The sequence below is a fragment of the Micromonospora sp. DH14 genome (genome assembly GCF_029809455.1).
GTDB lineage: Bacteria > Actinomycetota > Actinomycetes > Mycobacteriales > Micromonosporaceae > Micromonospora > Micromonospora parva.
In genome coordinates this window covers 41,042-57,945 of the sequence record NZ_JARVKT010000016.1, presented here as the reverse complement: position 1 = coordinate 57,945, position 16,904 = coordinate 41,042, and the positions used below count along the sequence as shown (strand labels likewise).

The 16,904-nt window shown below is 73.7% G+C and carries 13 protein-coding genes and 3 tRNA genes; 7 read left to right on the top strand and 9 right to left on the bottom strand.

Annotated elements, in window-relative coordinates:
- Window positions 1-11 precede the first annotated feature (11 nt).
- Window positions 12-86, top strand: a tRNA-Val gene (locus QCZ28_RS21090).
- 64 nt (window positions 87-150) lie between these two features.
- Here the strand turns inward: QCZ28_RS21090 and QCZ28_RS21085 are convergent.
- Window positions 151-636 (bottom strand): winged helix-turn-helix domain-containing protein, encoded by a 486-nt coding sequence (locus QCZ28_RS21085; protein ID WP_279518311.1) that lies wholly within the window; start codon window positions 634-636, stop codon window positions 151-153.
- A gap of 128 nt (window positions 637-764) precedes the next feature.
- Complete coding sequence (locus tag QCZ28_RS21080) at window positions 765-1,499, bottom strand: GNAT family N-acetyltransferase (RefSeq protein ID WP_279518251.1); 735 nt, start codon at window positions 1,497-1,499, stop codon at window positions 765-767.
- 116 nt (window positions 1,500-1,615) lie between these two features.
- Here QCZ28_RS21080 and QCZ28_RS21075 point away from each other — a divergent pair, with 116 nt between their 5' ends.
- Window positions 1,616-2,197 carry a helix-turn-helix domain containing protein gene (locus tag QCZ28_RS21075; RefSeq protein WP_279518250.1) on the top strand — a complete coding sequence of 194 codons (582 nt, stop codon included), beginning with the start codon at window positions 1,616-1,618 and terminating at the stop codon, window positions 2,195-2,197.
- Between the two features lie 409 nt (window positions 2,198-2,606).
- Here QCZ28_RS21075 and QCZ28_RS21070 read toward each other — a convergent pair whose 3' ends face one another.
- Window positions 2,607-2,849, bottom strand: a complete 243-nt coding sequence (locus QCZ28_RS21070) for a DUF6458 family protein (protein WP_030336096.1) — start codon at window positions 2,847-2,849, stop codon at window positions 2,607-2,609.
- A 148-nt stretch (window positions 2,850-2,997) separates the two neighbouring features.
- Between QCZ28_RS21070 and QCZ28_RS21065 the strand changes: the two genes are divergently transcribed.
- Both QCZ28_RS21065 and QCZ28_RS21060 read left to right on the top strand, forming a co-directional pair.
- Window positions 2,998-3,070 (top strand) — tRNA-Gly (locus QCZ28_RS21065).
- 30 nt (window positions 3,071-3,100) lie between these two features.
- A tRNA-Val gene (locus QCZ28_RS21060) sits at window positions 3,101-3,175 on the top strand.
- Here QCZ28_RS21060 and QCZ28_RS21055 read toward each other — a convergent pair.
- Window positions 3,146-3,478, bottom strand: a complete 333-nt coding sequence (locus tag QCZ28_RS21055; protein ID WP_279518249.1) for a hypothetical protein — start codon at window positions 3,476-3,478, stop codon at window positions 3,146-3,148. The genes QCZ28_RS21060 and QCZ28_RS21055 overlap by 30 nt on opposite strands.
- A gap of 216 nt (window positions 3,479-3,694) precedes the next feature.
- Between QCZ28_RS21055 and QCZ28_RS21050 the strand changes: the two genes are divergently transcribed.
- Window positions 3,695-4,588 (top strand): NlpC/P60 family protein, encoded by an 894-nt coding sequence (locus tag QCZ28_RS21050; protein WP_279518248.1) that lies wholly within the window; start codon window positions 3,695-3,697, stop codon window positions 4,586-4,588.
- Here QCZ28_RS21050 and QCZ28_RS21045 read toward each other — a convergent pair.
- The 5 genes from QCZ28_RS21045 to QCZ28_RS21025 all read right to left on the bottom strand — a co-directional run bounded on the left by QCZ28_RS21045 (window position 4,585) and on the right by QCZ28_RS21025 (window position 15,588).
- Entirely contained in the window at window positions 4,585-7,875 is a 3,291-nt protein-coding gene (locus tag QCZ28_RS21045) for a BTAD domain-containing putative transcriptional regulator (RefSeq protein WP_279518247.1), read from the bottom strand. The two genes, QCZ28_RS21050 and QCZ28_RS21045, sit on opposite strands and share 4 nt — an antisense overlap.
- 130 nt (window positions 7,876-8,005) lie before the next feature.
- Window positions 8,006-10,765 carry an FtsX-like permease family protein gene (locus QCZ28_RS21040; protein ID WP_279518246.1) on the bottom strand — a complete coding sequence of 920 codons (2,760 nt, stop codon included), beginning with the start codon at window positions 10,763-10,765 and terminating at the stop codon, window positions 8,006-8,008.
- On the bottom strand, window positions 10,762-13,929 hold the full coding sequence (locus tag QCZ28_RS21035) for a permease (protein ID WP_279518245.1): 3,168 nt from the start codon (window positions 13,927-13,929) through the stop codon (window positions 10,762-10,764). Before QCZ28_RS21035 ends, QCZ28_RS21040 begins: the two co-directional genes overlap by 4 nt.
- Before the next feature lie 7 nt (window positions 13,930-13,936).
- Window positions 13,937-14,659: an ABC transporter ATP-binding protein gene (locus QCZ28_RS21030; protein WP_030336090.1), complete on the bottom strand. Its 723-nt coding sequence runs from the start codon at window positions 14,657-14,659 to the stop codon at window positions 13,937-13,939.
- A complete protein-coding gene (locus QCZ28_RS21025; RefSeq protein WP_279518244.1) occupies window positions 14,656-15,588 on the bottom strand; it encodes an ABC transporter ATP-binding protein in 933 nt (310 codons plus the stop codon). Before QCZ28_RS21025 ends, QCZ28_RS21030 begins: the two co-directional genes overlap by 4 nt.
- Window positions 15,589-15,882: 294 nt before the next feature.
- Here QCZ28_RS21025 and QCZ28_RS21020 point away from each other — a divergent pair, with 294 nt between their 5' ends.
- Window positions 15,883-16,401 carry a sigma-70 family RNA polymerase sigma factor gene (locus QCZ28_RS21020; RefSeq protein WP_279518243.1) on the top strand — a complete coding sequence of 173 codons (519 nt, stop codon included), beginning with the start codon at window positions 15,883-15,885 and terminating at the stop codon, window positions 16,399-16,401.
- On the top strand, window positions 16,398-16,862 hold the full coding sequence (locus QCZ28_RS21015) for a hypothetical protein (RefSeq protein WP_279518242.1): 465 nt from the start codon (window positions 16,398-16,400) through the stop codon (window positions 16,860-16,862). The genes QCZ28_RS21020 and QCZ28_RS21015 overlap by 4 nt, the downstream gene beginning before the upstream one ends.
- Window positions 16,863-16,904: the final 42 nt, after the last annotated feature.

Sequence of the window (16,904 nt, the reverse complement as noted above, 5' to 3'; positions counted from 1 at the left end):
GCAACAAGCACGGGCGATTGGCGCAGTGGGAGCGCGCTTCCTTGACACGGAAGAGGTCACTGGTTCAAACCCAGTATCGCCCACCAAAGAAGAACGGCTCGTCACCGGAAGACCGGGTGGCGAGCCGTTCCGCTTGTGGCCCGTCGGTCGTCAGTCGACGCTGAGCCGGTAGCCGATCCCGCGCACGGTGTGCACCCGCAGAGTGTCGTCGGCGGCGCGCAGTTTGCGGCGTAGCCGCTTCACCGCCGAGTGCAGGGTCGACGTGTCCCCGAGGAACGCACAGCCCCAGACCGATTCGAAGAGCCGCTCGTACGTCCAGACGCCGACCGGGGCCGTGGCGAGCTGGGTGAGCAGGTTGCGTTCGAGTCGGGTCAGGGCCAGCGGTTCTCCGCGCCACGTCACCCGGTGCTCAAGCGGGTCGATGGTGAGGTCGCCGAGGCTGATCTGGCCGGCCGCGCCGACAGGTGCACCGGCTGCGACGGGAGCGGGCGTGGGCGCGGTGGTGGAGGTGGTGACCCGGGCTGGGCCGCTGATCACCGGTCCGCCGATCATCGCCTGCAACTCCGCGAGGTCGGCGCAGATCACCAGGGTGCCCAGGCCGTTGAGGCGCCGTACCATCCGTTCGCGCACCGACACGTCAGCGGTCACGCAGAACACGAGGGACACATCGTCGATCACTGTCGTACCTCCCCAGGCGACAGTAGAAGACAACGCTGTCTGAACCGCGTAGTCAATGGTTTGCGCCGGCCGGCGCCCGCTCGTCGTCAGAAGGTCAGCAGGCGGAACTCGGCCACCGGCCGGAAACCGAGGCTGCGGTAGACCGACTCACCGACCGCCGACGAGGTGAGGGCGGCGGTGCGGACGCCCCGCTCGGCGGCCAGATCGAGGGCAGCCCTGGTCATGGCCGCGCCGATGCCCCGGCGGCGCTGCTCCGGCTGGGTGCCGACGAAGTAGAGCGTGACCAGGCCGTGGCTGATCCAGGCGACGGCGGTCGCGACGACCCGACCGTCATCGAGGTGGCCGGCGAGCCGGAGCACCGTGCCGTCGCCGGTGAACGCCTTCTCCCGTTCGATCGTCGCCGCCACACCGTCCGCCGGAATTCCGGACACCCGGGCGTAGGCCGGGACGAACGCGGCGAGGTCGGCGGTCTCGGCGATGTGCACGCCCCCGGGCGTCGGCACATCGGTCGCCTCCCCGATCTCCACCGTCATGATCGGCATGCGGGCGACCTCCACCGCGCCGAGGGAGATCAGGGCGTCCGCGGTGCCGGCGTCGCTGTCCGGGCCGACCCACCAGATCCGGGGTATGCCGTGCAGGCGTTGCCGGGCCTCGGTGAGCGCGTCGTGCGGGGTGCGCCCGGCCACCCGCAGCACGCCGTTGAGCGGCGCGTGCGGCACGTCACTGCGGTAGGTCGGGAGGTCCGGGCCTCCGGTGACGCCGATGTTCCACCCGAGCAGGTACGCCCGGTGCGCGGCCAGCACCGTGTCGAGAGGATCCATGATCTGGATCGTAACGCGGTGGCCGGCACCCGCCCCGGCCAGGGGAAACGGCCGGCTCGGCGGTTGTGACCGGCGGTACTTTGTCGATCGTTCCAGATAGTGGGTAGGGTTCGGTCATGGCACGTACCCGTGAGTTCGACCTCGACGCCGCGGTCAACGCTGCCATGGACGTGTTCCGGAGAAAGGGTTACGAGGGCACCTCCATGCGGGACCTCTCCGAGGCGACCGGCCTGGGCAGTGGCTCGATCTACGCCGCGTTCGGCAGTAAGGACGGTCTCTACCTGGCGGTGCTCGACCTGTACCGGCAGCGCTACGCCGCCCCGATGGTCGATCTGCTGCGCTCCGGCAACGACGCGCGAGCGGTCATCCGGGAGGTCTTCATCGGCGCGGTGGACGACATCACCGGCGACGGCCGGCACCTCTCCTGCCTCATCGTCGGCGCCTCGATGGAACGCGCGCACCAGGACGTGCGGGTCGCCGAGCGGCTCCGCTCGACCACCCAGTCCCTGGAGTTGGCGCTCTACGACCTGCTCGCCGAGGCGCAGTTGCGAGGTCAGATCACCACCGACCGCAGCGCCACCGACCTGGCCGGTTTCCTGGTGACCAGCCTCCAGGGTCTGCGCGTGATGGGCGCCATCAACCCGGACCGGGCGGCGCTGACCCGGTACGCCGACGTCGCGCTCACCTGCCTGGACTGACCACCGAACAGCGGTAACCCGGAGGTGGTCATCGATCCTGCCGTCGGCACCAGCCGAGCCTGCCGACCCACCTGTGCGCGCCCCGCCGTCGACCTCATCGGCCGGGTCGCCGCCGCCGTGTCGGTGCCGGTCACCGCGGACATCGAATCCGGGTACGAGCGGAGGCCGCGTACACGGTCGCCCGCCGCGCGGCGGATGAGGCGCTCGGCGCGGGCACGTACGGCGCGCTGGCGGACGCGCTCGACTACGGCACCCTCAACGCGCTGATGCGCTGAGTGGTGTGGCTGCGTCGCGCGCTGTCCGGCGTACCCAGGGTTGTCGTGCGACGAGCCGGCCGTCCCTCAACAGGGCGGCCGGCTCGTCGTCACGGTGATCCGGGCGGCGCCGTCAGCGGCGCCGGGGGACCGGGTCACAGCGGCGGCGCGATGTCCCGCCGCTCCTCGACCTGGCGGTACTCCACCGGCTGTTCGGTGGTGGTGACCACCTGGCGGCGCCGACCCCAGATCAGCGTGGTCATGATCAGGCCGAGCAGCCCGGCGCCCATCAGGATCCAGCCGACGACGTCGAGGTTGATGCCGCCGACGCTCGCGTCCAGTGCGAAGGTGAGGATCGCGCCGAGCGCGATCAGGAAGATGCTGGTGCCGATACCCACGACAGCCTCCTTAAGGGGGTGTGGTGCGCTGTCGAGCCCTTCAGTACCCCGGTGGTGACCAGCGCAACCGCCGACCGGCCAGGGTGCCGTGCCAAGCGATCTTGGCATCGGGTAGAGTTCACCTGTCGCCGACGCGAGTCGGGGACGTGCGGACGTAGCGCAGCTGGTAGCGCATCACCTTGCCAAGGTGAGGGTCGCGGGTTCGAATCCCGTCGTCCGCTCGCGATCCGCCCCCGACGGGGGGCCACCACGGGCGATTGGCGCAGTGGGAGCGCGCTTCCTTGACACGGAAGAGGTCACTGGTTCAAACCCAGTATCGCCCACCATGTATCGCTGATGCACACCAGATCGGACAAGATCAACGTCCGGTCTGGTGTGTTTTTGTAGATCAAATTTGGCGTCTGGCGATGTAGCCGTCGAGGCGGCGTCGTCATCGACGTGCTGCCCGGCTGCTGGCACATGTGTCGGCGCAGGGCCGAGAAGCTGCCGGGACGGCTCCGCTCGAACTCGGCCTCACTGATCGAGGTCACGATCCCCTGCCTGAAGAACTGGGGCATCCGGTCCGGGATCTCCACGCAGGACTCACCGTCCGGGATGCTCATCTGTGCCAACACCGCCGGATCCGACACCACCCAACCCTGGCCCACGGTGTACCGCACCGACAGGGAGAGCTGGATGGTGGGAGTCCCGGTCGGCGCACGGGCCGGTATGCGGTGACGCCGTCGTGCCCTCGTGCGTCGGCGGTGTCCCGGTACGGGTGAGGTACGGGAATCGGCGGCGCCAGCCGGATTCCTAGTCTCCCGGATGTCCGATCAAAGAACGGACGAACCGAGGGAGAGAATCGAATGCTCACGAAGACGCCCGGCCGCCGACGCCGGTCACTTCCCGCGCTGCTGCTTGCCATACCGGTGTTCCTGGCCACCAGCGTCGCCATGGCCACGCCGGCTTCGGCCGCCCCGATCGACAACCCGAGCTTGGAGATCCCGGTCGGCTGCCCGGGCGCCCGTGCGGTCATCCAGGTCGAGTGGGAGGGTACCCGCACCGCCAAGGTGCACTGGGAACTCACCGACACCAGCTCGGACGGCAGGTCGCCATTGATCAAGATCGCCGCCAGGGATGACTCTGGCAACGGCCGGAGCTGGGTCTTCCGGAACGACGAGGTGGTGTTCGGCGTCGACGGCGGCTACGGCGCCTCCGCCAGCGGCGGCGGCATGTCCTGGGACCCGGCCGGGATCGCCCAGTTCAACCACCTGGAGGTGAAGGTCAGCAACGGTACGAGCGAGCAGGGCACCGAGTGCTCGGTGACGAAGAAGACCTACAACTACACCCGGCTCGCCTACCAGTACGCCCTCAACCAGGACGGCAAGCCCTACGTCCTGGGCGCTGACGGTCCGGACGCGTTCGACTGCTCGGGCCTGGTGAAGTTCGCCTACGAGCGGGTGGTCAACTTCCCCGGCTGGGGCGGCGTCAGGTCGTCGGCGCAGCAGTACGACTGGGCGCGTTCGGAGGCCAACAACAACAATGCCGACCTCACCAACCTGAAGAGCCGCGATGCCATCCGGGTCAGTCGGAGCCAGCTCAAGGTCGGGGACCTGGTCTTCTACGACGGCCACGTCGGCCAGTACGCGGGCGGCGGGCAGTTGTACTCGGCCATGACCCCGGCGTCGGGGATCGGTTACATGAGCGTCGACTTCAAGCCCCCGCTGGGCTACTACCGGATGGTCGGCGTCACCGGTTAGTCGGGAGCCGGCGGGTCCGCCCCGATCGCCCTCGCCTCCGTCGCGAGGGTCCCGAACCCCAGGTCGTGGGCGACCCGCTCGGCCCGGCCGGCCTCGTGCCGCGCCGCGTCCGGCTCACCGGCCAGCGCCAGGGCACCGGCCAGGCCCACCCGTGCCCTGGTCTCCAGGTAGCGGTACGAGTGCCGCCGCGCCATCGCAACCCCGTCCCGGAGAACGTCGAGCGCCTGTGCGATCTCACCGTTCTCCCGGAGCGCGTTTCCGAGCGTGCCGGCGGTCATCGTCTGGGCCCGCCGGTCGTACGTCTTGACCGCGAGATCGTGTGCCTGCCGGGCCAGGCTCAACCCGATGGCGAGGTTCCGCCGGTCGATCTCCAGCCGACTCATCTCGTCCAGGGTGGAAAGCTCGCCGCGCAGGTCGCCGCGCCGCCGGTAGCCGCGCAGGACGGTGTCGAGCTGCTCGGCCGCGTCGACGAGTTCACCACGCTGCCGGAGTACGCTCGCTAGGTTTCCCCGGTTGACAAGCGCGGAACGCAGGCGCCCTGTCGCCTTGTTGATCTCCAGCGCGGCGGTGAGGCTCGTCGCGGCGTCCTCGCGGCGACCACGGTCGAGCATGATCATGCCGATGCCGTTCAGGACCGCCGCGCGGATGTGCCCCAGGGGCTCGGACGCGGTCAGGTCGAGGGCTCGGCCGAACCACGTCTCGGCGTCGGCTAGCCGGCCGAACTCGTAGTACTGCCAGCCGACGTTGTGGGAGAGGTAGGCCGCCGCCGCGTCCCAGCCGCACTCCTGCGCCAGCCGCAGGGCGGTGAGCGCGTCCTCGAGACCTTCGAGGTCGCGACCGACCATGCTCCGGACCTGCCCCCTGGACATCAGCATCGCCGCACGCGCCCGGCGGTCGGCGGAACGCTCCGCCGCCGACCAGCCGGCCCCGACGATCCGGGTCCAGCCGTCCACGTGCGGGTTGACCAGGAAGTAGCCGCGCAGCTGGTCGGCGATCCGCCAGGCGAAGTCGGCGAGCCCGTTGTCCCGGCCCGCCTGCTCAGCCAGCAGCACCAGCGCAGTCGTCTCGGCGGCGAGCCAGGCCGCCGCCCCCTTCTCGTCCGGGAACTGGCCCTCCGGCCGGGGATGGCCGGTGAGCCGGACCATCTGGGGCAGCACCCAGTCCATCGCGGCGGTCACCCGTTCGGCGTACGAGGCCAGCAACCGTGCGAAGGCGTCGTGCCGGGACCGGCTGATCTCCGCCTCGACCAGCTTGCCGGCGTAGAGCCGGAGCAGGTCGTGGAACCGGAACCGGTGCGCCGAGTACTGCAGCAGCATGTTGGCGTCGAGCAGTTCGTCCAGGATCCGCTCGGCCGTGGCGTCGTCCGTGTCGAGCAGGGCGCCGGTGGCGGTCACTCCGAAATCCTGCGCGGGGTGCAGCGCGCAGAGCCGGAACGCCCGCCGGGCCGGCTCGCTGAGACTGTCGTAGCTGAGCTGGAAGCTGGCCAGTACGCTCGTCGACCCGTCGTCGAGCTGGGCGAGGCGGCCACTCTCGTCACGCAGCCGCTGCACCAGGTCGCCGATCGCCCACGACGGACGGCTCGCCAGCCGCGCCCCCGCGATCCGCAACGCGAGCGGCAGGTGACCGCAGACGCCCGTCAGCTCCTGCGCGGACTGGGCGTCGGCTGCGACCCGCTCGCCGCCGGCCGCGGCCGCGATCATCTCAAGCGACTCGGCCGCCGTCAGGGTGTCGAGCGGCACCGAGGCCGCGACCTCCAGCCCGCGCAGCAGCCGCCGGCTCGTGACCAGGACGTCACTTCGGCCGGTACCTGGCAGCAGCGGCAGCACCTGCGCCGCGTCGCTCGCGTTGTCGAGCACGACGAGCATCCGGCGCCCGGCCAACTCGGTGCGCAACAGGGCCGAGTCCTCGACGAGGTCGCCACCGATGCGGTCGACGGGCACGCCGAGCGCCCGCAGGAACCGGCCGAGGACCGCCGTCGGGGAAGCGGGCTCGGCTGAGGCGCCACCCAGATCGGCATAGAGCTGGCCGCCGGGATATCGCAGGCGCAGCCGATGCCCGGCGGTGTGCGCCAGGGCCGTCTTTCCCGATCCGGCCGCACCGTGTACGAGGACGACCCGCGACGACGCGTGCCGCAGCTCGTGCCCCGTACGCGCGACGGCGGCGACGATGCGGGCGAGTTCCGGCTCCCGGCCGACGAACCCGGCCGGGGCGGCCGGCAGCTGCTGGACCACGTTGCGGGCCTCCCTCCCGGGTACCCGCCCGCGCTGCTGGAGCACACCTACGTGGGCGTCCCGTAGCAGCTCCCCGGGATCGAGCCCGAGCTGTTCGCGCAGGTTGGCCCGAACGCGCTGGTAGGCGGCCAGTGCCTCCGCCTGCCGTCCGCTGGCCGCCAGCGTGACGATCAGTGCGGTGTGCAGCGGCTCGTGGAACTCCAGCCGATCGGCCAGCTCGCGCAGGCGCGGCAGCGGCCGCTCCGGCTCGCCGACGTCCCGGGCGACCTCGGCGAAGCGCCGCAGCAGGGTGGCGTACTCCTCGGTGACCGAGGCGAGCAGCGGGTCACCGGCCAGCTCGTCCAGGTCGCACCCGCCCCGCCACAGCTCCGCCGCCTTGGCGAGGAGCGTGAGTGCGTACTCGGGCGACGCGTCGCGCGCCTGCGCCGCCAACTGCCGGAGTCGGGCCAGGTCGAGCTGTTCGGCGGTGGCGACAAGGCGGTAGCCCGACGGGGTCGGGACGATGAGGCGCTGGCCCGAGGGCTCGACCAGCCGGCGTAGTCGGGTGAGGTGCGTACGCAGTAGCTTCGTCGCGTCCTCCAACGAGTAACGGCCCCGCAGCAGTTCGCGGAGGGAGTCCCGCGGGACCGGTTCCGGGGCACCGAGGGCGAGCTTCGCGAGCAGGACCCGTTGGGTGGCCGAGCCGACGGCGACGGTTTCGTTCCCGCGTCGAAGTTCGAGCGGCCCCAGCACCCGGATCTGTGCGGGCGCACCGGGGTCGGCCTCCCGGCGCGGATCGCACGCCCGCGTCGTCGCGGCGACTGAGGTGTGCAGCGCTTCCCTGGCCCGGTCGTCGAGGCCGAGCGCTGCCGCGATAGCCACCACCGAGGCGTGTCTCGGCCTGGTGCTCCGGCCCTGTTCCAGGTCCCGGAGCGCGGCGATGCTGAGGCCGGCACGGACCGCCAGCTCGCGCTGGGTCAGCCCGCTGTGCAGGCGGTACGTCCGGAGCAGCCTGCCCACCGTGGGTCGGCCGGACGGCGGTTTCGGGGCATCCGCCGAGGCTGTGCCGTTGCCCATGCGGCGATGGTAGGACATTGATCCACGCCCGACCATGTGCGCTCGGTGAAGGCAGCGCTACCCGTCCGCCGCGCGGGTCGGGGCCGTTCGCGGCCGGTGAGCTGCGGCACCGCCGACCTGCGGCTCCCGCTCACTCGCCGGCGCGGAGCACCTCACTGAGCCGGTCGCGTCGCCGCAGCGCCGACTCGACCGGGACGACAGTGGCGGCCACCGCCAGCAGCACCACGCCCACCAGGCCGAGCAGCCACCACGGCAGGACCGTCGCCGGGTCGCCGGTCTGGCCGGTGAGCAGCCGCAGGTCGAGCGGGCCGAGCGTCAGGCGGGCCAGCAGGGCCCCGAGTAGCGGGCCGTACCCGGCGGTGACCAGGACCGGCGGCAGCAGCTCTCCGGCGGCGACCCAGCGGGCGTCGCGGGGCCGCAGGCCGAGGGTGCGCAGCCGGACCAGTGTGTGCCACCGCTCCGAGGTACCGGCGGCGGCGGCCAGTAGGAGGCCGAGCAGCCCCAGCGCCACCAGCACCGCGGCGGCCGTCCACGCCAGCCGGAGCAGCCCCGCGGTCAGCGGAGCCACCCGCTGCGCGCGCAGGACGTCGGCGCGCAGCACGATGTCGGCGGCGACGTCGCTGTTCGTCACGGCCCGCGCCGCGCCGGGACCGGTCACCCATACGGTGTTCGGGACGGCGGGCAGTCCGGCGGCGGCGAGGGCCGTGGCGTCCACGACGACGACGTCGCCGGCACCGCCGACGGCGGGCGCGGTACCGACCGCGGCGAGACGGATCGCCGGAGCGTGGTCGCGGGGCAGCTGCAACCGGGCGCCGGTCCGCAGTTCGCTGTCGTTCGACAGGACCAACGCCGGAACGTCCCCGGGGGCGGGAGCCGGTGCGGTGAGCCGGGCCAGCGCCGGCGCGTCGGGCAGCGGGGTGCTGGCCAGCAGGCGCTGGAACGCGGCGGCGTCCACGACGACCAGGCGGGGCGTGAACAGCGTCGATTCGGCGAAGACGCGCGCCGAGTCGGTCACCTGCGCGACGACGACCTGCTGCACACCGGGTGCGGCGGCGACGCGTTCGGCCAGTGCGGGCGTCGCCGCCTGCGCGTCGGCGCCGAGGTCGAGGCGGGCGTCGGCGCCGACGGTGCTCCACGCGCCGTCGGCCAGACCCCGGGTGACGGTGCTGCCGAGGATGAGCGCGAACGACGCGAGCGCCGTGGCACTGACCAGAACCAGCAGCGGCAACGCGCGTCCGGCCGTGGTGGCCGCCCGGGCGGCACCGAACACGGCCAGCGGGCGACGCGAGCGCAGCGCCTGGCGGAGCGCGAACCGCGCCCCGAGGGGCAGCAGCCGGAGCAGGACCAGCGCGCCGACGAGCCCACCCAGAGCGAGGGCGCTGATCGGCAGGACCAGGTCGCCGGTCAGCTCACCGGTGTCGCCGTCGGCGGCGTCCGGCAGGAGCCCACGCTGGTGCAGTGTGACGAACCCGGCGACCGCGGCGATCAGGACAGCCGCCTCCACGGCGGCGCGGCGCAGCTGGCCGGTGGCCCGGATCCAACGCCGAGCGGCCGGGTTGGCGGGCTGGCGTCGGTCGCGACTGGCGCGGGCGGCGGCGAGGGTGCCGAACGCCGGCCCGGCGACCGCGCCGGCCAGGACCACGGGAACGGCCCAGGTCCAGGAGACGCCCGGAGTGACCGCGCGGGCGAGCGCGAGTCCGACGGCGGCGGCCGACACCGACACCACTGTGGACTCGATGGTCAGCTCCGCGGCCAGGTCGGGTAACGCCGCCCCGCGCTGCCGGGCGGCGCCCAACGCCGGGGTACGGCGGTGGACCAGTAGCGCGGCGGCGAGCAGCAGGACCAGCACCGTGACGGTCAGGATCCCGGTGAGCAGGACGGCGGCCTGCGCGGAAGCGGCGTTGCCGCGCGTACGGGCGTCGCGCAGTGTGGTGTCGAGCTGCGATTCCCAGCGCAGGGACCCGTCGCGGGCACCTGATGAGCCGGAGGTCGCCTTGAGCGCGACCACCTGGTTGGCGAGCGTCGCCGTGGTGTCCCAGGTGAGCGCGCCGGGTTCGGGGGCGAAGTGGACGGTTCGCCGCAGTTGGTCCTGGTCGACGGCCAGCCGGGCGTCCGGTAACGACTCGCGTGACAGCAGGCCGCCGAACCGGGTGATCCCCACACCGTCGGCGCCGGGCAGGGGGCCCAGGAGCGCCGGGGCGAGTCGCCAGGTGCTGTCGGTGCTGTCCGCGGGGCGGTAGATTCCGCTGATCCGCACGTCCCTGTCGCGTCCCTGGCCGTCCTTGACCGGGAGCCGGTCGCCGGGGCCGAGGTTGAGTGCGGCGGCGGCCGGCTCGGCGAGGCCGACCTGCACCGGCCAGGGCGGCCCGTCGTAGGGGGCCTCGACGGGCTCGTCGGGCAAGGGGGAGCCGGGCGCACTGCCGGCGATCCAGGTCACGGCCGGGCCGTCGCGGTCGTCGGCCAGGTAGGTGAACTGGAAGGTACGCGGCACGCTGCCCTCGGTGATGCTGAGGATCGGGCCGCTGACGACGGCGACGGGCGGGAGCAGCGCGGCGTCCAGGTCGGGCCCGAGCGCGTATGTCGCCCGGGCGCGGAGGTCCTCGACGTCGTCGGCGAGACCGGCGGTCCGGATCCGCCCGCCGTTCGGGCCGTCGTCACGTTCCCAGTCGGCGTGTACGAGGACGTTCGCGTCGTGGCCGGCGCGGCGGACCGCGTCCTGGACGGCGTCGTCGGCGGCGGCGCGCAGCAGCGCCGGCACGGCGCCGGCGAGCAGCGCGACGGCCGCGATGACGGCGGCGGTGAGCAGCAGCGGACCGGCGTCGGCGCGGGCCCGGCCACGGATGCTGGGCCAGTGCGGCGCCGGCCACCGGCGGGTCAGCCACGGGTTCATGGCGCCACCCGCAGGTGCGCGGCGTCGGCCCGGCGGACCTGGACGGTGACCACGAGGGCGATCGCCAGCAGGCAGCCGGCCAGCAGTACGGCGAGCAGTGCGGCCTCGGCTGGCCACGGCCAGTGTGGCTGGGCGGCCGGGATGGGCGCGGCGCCGGTGTCGGAGCGCACGAGCAGCGGAGCGACGACCCCGGTGGCGAGTGCGCCGACGGCCGCGCCCGCCGCGAGCAGGGGCAGCAGCACGCCGGCGTGCTGGCCGAGCAGCACGGCCCGGATGCCGCGCCGGGACATTCCCAGGCCGCGCAGCCGCGCCACCTCGACGGCGCGGACCTGCAGGTCGCAGGTGACGTGCAGGACGACGCCGGCGAGCAGCAGCAGGGCCGCGGCCGGGACGATGAGCCGGAGCGCGCCCGGCACCCCGGCGCGCAGTGGACCGCCGATGAGGCGGGCGGTCTCCGACTCGCGGGTCGTGACGGTGCCCAGGTGCAGGGCGGTGGCCCGCTCGACGGCACCGGGGCCGGCGGGGTGGCCGACCCACCAGGCGTCGACCGGGAACGTCAGGTCGCCGGTGACGGCGCGGGCGCGCGACAGCATGTCCAGGTCGGCCAGGACGGCGACGGCGCCCGGGGCGGACGGCACCGTCGGCACGACCTCGGTGACGATGACCGGGACGGGCGTGAGGCCGACGGTGACGCTGAGCGTGCTGCCCGGGCGGGCACCCACCTCGCTGGCGAAGCGGGCGGACACGGCGACGGGCACCGGGCCGGGGTCCGGGAAGGCGGTGGCGACGAGGGTCCGGGCGGCGTCCGGGGCGCCGTCGAGCTCGACGGTCGCGGCCATCCGCAGCGCGGTTCCGGCCGGTGTGGCGGACAGCGTGACGCTCGGGTTGGTCACCTTGTTCGGCACCGGCGGCGCGGACGTCGCGGTCCAGTCCGATCCGTCAGCGGGTGTCTCGGTCGACGCGGGGGACGGCACGGTGAGCGTGACGGCCACGGCGACGGTGCCGCCGGCCGGGTCGGCGGTGACCGGCAGGGCGACCGCGACGAGGCGCAGCCCGTCAGCGGTCGCGCAGCTGGGCAGCCGGAACTCCCGGCCGTCGAGCGGGAGGGCGGGGCCGGTGCAGGACGTGCGGAGGCCGGTGGCGTCCTGCAGCAGCAGCCGGGGCGTCACGGCGAGCGGGGTGTCGCCGGCCGCGGTTCCGCTCAGGACGAGCGGGGCGTTGGCCGCGACGGCGAGGCCGGTGACGCGGGTGGGTGGGGCCAGCGTGGCACCCAGCTCCGCCCAGCCGCGGTCGCCGTCCAGTCGCCCGCGCAGCAGCGCGTCGGCGCGGGTGGTGTCGACGGCGACCAGGCGTGCCGGATCGCCGGCGGTGCCGAGCCACTGACCGACGGCGGTACCACGGTGCAGGACCGGGCTCACCGCCCCGGCGGTGGCCGCGCTGACGACCGCGCCGTCTCCGGGCACCGGTGCCGTGCTGAGGGCCAGTGCCAGGTCGGTGCCGACGGACAGCGCCCCCTGGTCGCGCTGCGACTGGTGCCACGTGCTGTCGAAGGCGACGCCGAACGTCCCGGCCGCGCAGGCCAGCCCGACGAGCAGCCCGGCGGCGACCGCCTGCGGCCGGCGGGCGGCCTCGGAGAGCGCCAGCGGAAGCGCCAGCCCGCGGGCGCGGTACGCCAGCCGGTCGGCGCCGCGCAGGGCGGGTAACACCACCCGGAGCGCCAGGGCGGCGCCGGCGGTGAGCAACAGCGCCGGCGCGAGCACCCGGACCGCGTCGGCGCGGGGGCTGGCGGCGGTGGGCTGCGCGTACAGCTGCCACCAGCCGGCGGCGGCGAACACCGCGAGCATCAGGTCGGCGCCGGACCGGGCCAGCATTTCCCGGCGGGTCCGCCGGTCGCCGGCCGCCGCGACCGGCCGGACCGCCAGGACGGTGAGTACGGCGGCGAGCGCCAGCGCGCCGCCGACGACCGCGAGGACCTGGGCGCCGGTGACGCCCGGCCCGACGGTCAGGCCGGCGCGGTCCAGCGGCGGCAGGTGGGTGAGGCCGGCGTGCACCACCGACGAGGCCGGTGTCGCGAGCGTGGCGGCGACGGCGGCGACGAGCCCGGCCTCGAGTGTCGCGCTGGCGGCGAGTTGGCGGCGGCTGGTGCCCAGGGCGGACCGCAGGGCGGTCTCGTCGGCGCGCAGGTCCGCGGTCAGCCGACCGGCGAGGACGAGTGCCGTCGCGGCCAGGACACCGCCGAGGACGGCGATGGCGAGCACGACGGCGGCGGTGACGTGCTGCTGGTCGTCGGCTGCCCGCACTGTCGACGACAGGTCGGAGGAAACCCGGGCGAGCTGGACGCGGTCACCGAGGGTGCCGGCCAGCCGGCGGTCGGCGTTGCGGATGGCCCCGGCCACGGTCTCCAGGTCGCGGCGGTTGGGGTTGGACAGGTCCGGGTGGGCGGTGACCTCCATCCGATCCACTGTGGCGCCGGTGGTGACCAGGTCGGCGAGGTCGACGAGGAACGGGCCGTAGGCGTTGACCGGCTGCATGAAGCGACCGTCGCGGTAGCCGATGGCGGAGCCGGCCGCGGCCAACGGGTCGCGGTCCCAGCCGCGCCCCGGCAGCGGGCGAACCACGCCGACGACTGTCACATCGACGGCCGGGACGGGGGCGTGGGCCAGTTCGGCGCCGAGGCGCACCTGGCGGCCGGGGGTGAGGTTGAGCAGTTGGGCGGTGGACTCCAGCAGCACCGCGTCGCCCGGGTGCCGCGGCCAGCGTCCGGTGATCAGCTCGGCTCGGGCCGGCAGGTCGTCCAGCCCCGACAGGTACGCCTGGGCCGGCACTGTGGTGCCCGGGGCGAGCGCGGGCGGCAGCGCCCGCAGCACCGTCGACGCCCGCGCGGTCGTCGTCGCGGGGAACGGTGCGAGCGCGGAGGTCACCACGGTGCGGGTGTCGGCGGCGACGGACCGCGCGTCCGGGCCCTCGACGGTGCCGGTGTAGACGGTCACGTCGACGGCGGTGGGGGCGGCGTCGGCCATGGCGATCTCCAGCGCCCGCTCGGCGGTGCGGGTGACCAGCAGGGTGCAGGTGCCCAGCAGTGTCGCGCCGATCGTGACGACCCCGAGGAGAGCCGCCAGCAGCGGCCACTGCGCGCGGGCGCGCCGGCTGACCAGCCTCAGCATCGACGCGTCACCTGGCGTCCGGCACGGGCTCGTACGGCTGCCCGGCCGCCTGTTCGTCGAGGTGCCCGTCGTGGATGCGGATCACCCGGTCGGCCAGGGCCATCATCACCGCGTCGTGCGTGGACACCAGGACGGTGACGCCTTCGGATTCCACGATCCCGCGCAGCAGGGCCATCACCGACAGGCCCGTCTCGGCGTCCAGCTGCCCGGTGGGCTCGTCGGCGAGCAGCAGCCGGGGCGAGGCGGCCAGCGCGCGGGCGATCGCCACCCGCTGCTGTTGGCCGCCGGACAGCTCGGCCGGCCGCTGCCGGGCGTGGTCGGCCAGGCCGACCAGCTCCAGCAGCAACCCGACCCGCCGCTCGCGCTCGGCCGGGGCGACGCGGGCCAGCCGCAGCGGGGCGGCGACGTTCTCCGCCGCCGACAGCACCGGGATCAACCCGAAGCTCTGGAAGACGTACGACACCGTCTCGCGCCGCAGCCGGGACAGGCCGTCCTCGTCGAGCGCGGCGACGTCGGTGCCGTTGACGTGCACGGTGCCGGCGTCCGGGCGGTCCAGGCCCCCGATGACGTTGAGCAGTGTGGTCTTGCCCGAACCGGACCGGCCGACGAGCGCCACCATGGCACCGGCGGCCACGTCGAACGACACGCCGCGCAGGGCGTGCACGACGGTCGGCCCGGTGCGGAAGCTCCGGTGTACGTCGCGTACGCGCAGCAGCGGCTCGGCACTCATGCGCTGGTCTCCGAATCGGGGCGGATCGTGATGTGGTCGGGTTCCAGGGCCAGCCGGACCCGTCGGGTCAGCGCCAGCGCCTGGCGGAAGTCGCGGGGCACCTGGACCCGCCCGGCCCGGTCCATCACCGCGTACTCCTCGGCGATCATGTGGGTGTCGCCCGCCGCGTCGGTGGTGGTGCGGCGCAGCACCTCGCTACTGGTGCGCCCGTCCCGGATCGCGACCGTTCGTTCGACCTGGTCGCTGACCGCCGGGTCGTGGGTCACCACGACGACGGTGACGCCGTAGCGCCGGTTGACGTCGCGCAGCACGCCGAAGACCTCCGCGGACGTGGCCGCGTCCAGCTCACCGGTCGGCTCGTCGGCGAGCAGGACGCGCGGCTGGTTGGCCAGCGCCACCGCGATCGCGACGCGCATCTGCTGCCCTCCGGAGAGTTGGCCCGGGCGGCGATCGGCGCAGTCGGCGACACCGAGGCTGTCCAGCAGTTCGGCCGCGCGCTCCCGACGTTCCTCCTTCGCGGTGCGGGCCGCCGTCATCGGCAGGTCCACCATCTCCCGTGCGGTCAGGTAGGGGATCAGGTTGCTCGCCGTCTGCTGCCGTACGAACCCGACGGTGTGTCGCCGGTAGTCCACCCGGTCCGCGCGGGACATCGCCAGCAGGTTCCACTTCTCGACCCGGACCCGCCCGGCGGTGGGCGCGTCGATGCCGGCGAGGATGGAGAGCAGCGTGGACTTGCCCGACCCGGAGGCGCCGACGACGGCGACCAGCTCACCGCTCTCCACGGCCAGGTCCAGGCCCTGCAGTGCCTGCACCTCGATCGAACCGGTCTGGTAGATCCGCACCAGGTTCTCGCAGACGATGAGCGCGTTCCCGCCGAACTCGGGGGCCCGCGCGGACGGCTGCGGCAGGGACAGCGGCGTGCCTGACATCTCCCCTCCATCCGGGTTGTGCCGACGTCGAACCGGCCTCGGGTAGCGGTCCGGCACGTGACGTCACCTGGGCGGCACGCGTGGTCACCAATTGCGTCAAGGGCCTCGATTGCCCGTGCTGACGCAGATTGAAGCAGTTTCGCAATCGGCGGCTCCGTTGACCATGCCCCTGGGTGGCTTTCCTGCATCCTGGACGAGGTCGGCGACCCCGCCACCCGCCCGACGCCGGTCCCGCTGTGGCGCGTCGTGAACCTGCCGGACGCCCGCAGCGACTGAACAGGCGAAGGAGGGCCGATGAGCGATGAGTTGCTGGTGGTCCGCTGCCAGTTGGGTGAACGGGAGGCGTTCGCCGAACTGGTGCAGGGCTGGCATCCGGCGGTCGAACGGTACGTCGGGCGGATGCTCGGTGGGTCCGACGACGATGTGGTGCAGGAGATCTGGTTGGCGGTCCTCAGGGGGCTGCCGAGGTTGCGGCAGCCGGACCGGTTCACGCCGTGGCTCTTCACCATCGCCCGCCGGGCGGTGATGAACCGGCTGCGGGACGCGTACGCCCGCCCGGAACCCGAACCGATCGACGACCTGCCGGGCCACGACGAGGCCGAGGGGGTCGTCAACCGGGAGGCCCTCGCCGGCGCGCTGGCGGAGCTACCCGCCCGGGAACGGGAGGTGCTGCTGCTGTTCTACCTGGAGGATCTGCCGCTGGACGCCTGCGCGCAGATCTGCGGCGTCCCCGTCGGCACCGTCAAGTCGCGGCTCAACCGGGCCCGCACGTTGTTACGCCGTGAGCTGGTGCGGAAGGGGTACGAGGCATGACTCCGGAAGAGGTACTGGCGCGTCTGGACGCGCCGTTGTCGTTGCGCAGGCGGGTCGGTTACCTGGCCGTGGGCCTCACCGGTCTCACCGGGAGCGGCCTGATCGGTCTGCTCTGGGCGACCGAGCCCGAGCTACCGACACGCACCAGCGTGGCCTTCGCCGCGCTGGTGGCGATCGGCCTGTGCTGGGCGGCGTTCGGCGGCTGGGCCGTGACCCGACGGACCCCGCTGTTCGCCCGGGACCGGGTGGTCGCCGGTTGGCTCGGCGTCGGCGCCTGGCTGGCCTTCAGCGTCGGTGCGCTGGTCATCAGCGTGGTGCGGCACGAGCTCGAGCCGGTGCTGCCGGGGGTGGTGCTGGTGCTCGGCGTCCTGGCGGGCGCACACCTGCGGGCGGCCCGCCGGGCGAGGGCGGCACTGCTGCACCGCCGGACCGCGCTGGCCGCGACCGGCGAGGGCGGGTGAGTGACCGCGCCCCGCTGGTTCTGCCACGGGCAGATCCGCTGC

Excerpts from the sequence above, each read along its gene's own strand:
- QCZ28_RS21080 (WP_279518251.1), bottom strand. The coding sequence starts at position 1,499 with ATGGATCCTCTCGACACGGTGCTGGCCGCGCACCGGGCGTACCTGCTC.
- QCZ28_RS21075 (WP_279518250.1), top strand. The coding sequence starts at position 1,616 with ATGGCACGTACCCGTGAGTTCGACCTCGACGCCGCGGTCAACGCTGCC.
- QCZ28_RS21050 (WP_279518248.1), top strand. The coding sequence starts at position 3,695 with ATGCTCACGAAGACGCCCGGCCGCCGACGCCGGTCACTTCCCGCGCTG.
- QCZ28_RS21045 (WP_279518247.1), bottom strand. The coding sequence starts at position 7,875 with ATGGGCAACGGCACAGCCTCGGCGGATGCCCCGAAACCGCCGTCCGGC.
- QCZ28_RS21040 (WP_279518246.1), bottom strand. The coding sequence starts at position 10,765 with ATGAACCCGTGGCTGACCCGCCGGTGGCCGGCGCCGCACTGGCCCAGC.
- QCZ28_RS21035 (WP_279518245.1), bottom strand. The coding sequence starts at position 13,929 with ATGCTGAGGCTGGTCAGCCGGCGCGCCCGCGCGCAGTGGCCGCTGCTG.
- QCZ28_RS21030 (WP_030336090.1), bottom strand. The coding sequence starts at position 14,659 with ATGAGTGCCGAGCCGCTGCTGCGCGTACGCGACGTACACCGGAGCTTC.
- QCZ28_RS21025 (WP_279518244.1), bottom strand. The coding sequence starts at position 15,588 with ATGTCAGGCACGCCGCTGTCCCTGCCGCAGCCGTCCGCGCGGGCCCCC.
- QCZ28_RS21020 (WP_279518243.1), top strand. The coding sequence starts at position 15,883 with ATGAGCGATGAGTTGCTGGTGGTCCGCTGCCAGTTGGGTGAACGGGAG.
- QCZ28_RS21015 (WP_279518242.1), top strand. The coding sequence starts at position 16,398 with ATGACTCCGGAAGAGGTACTGGCGCGTCTGGACGCGCCGTTGTCGTTG.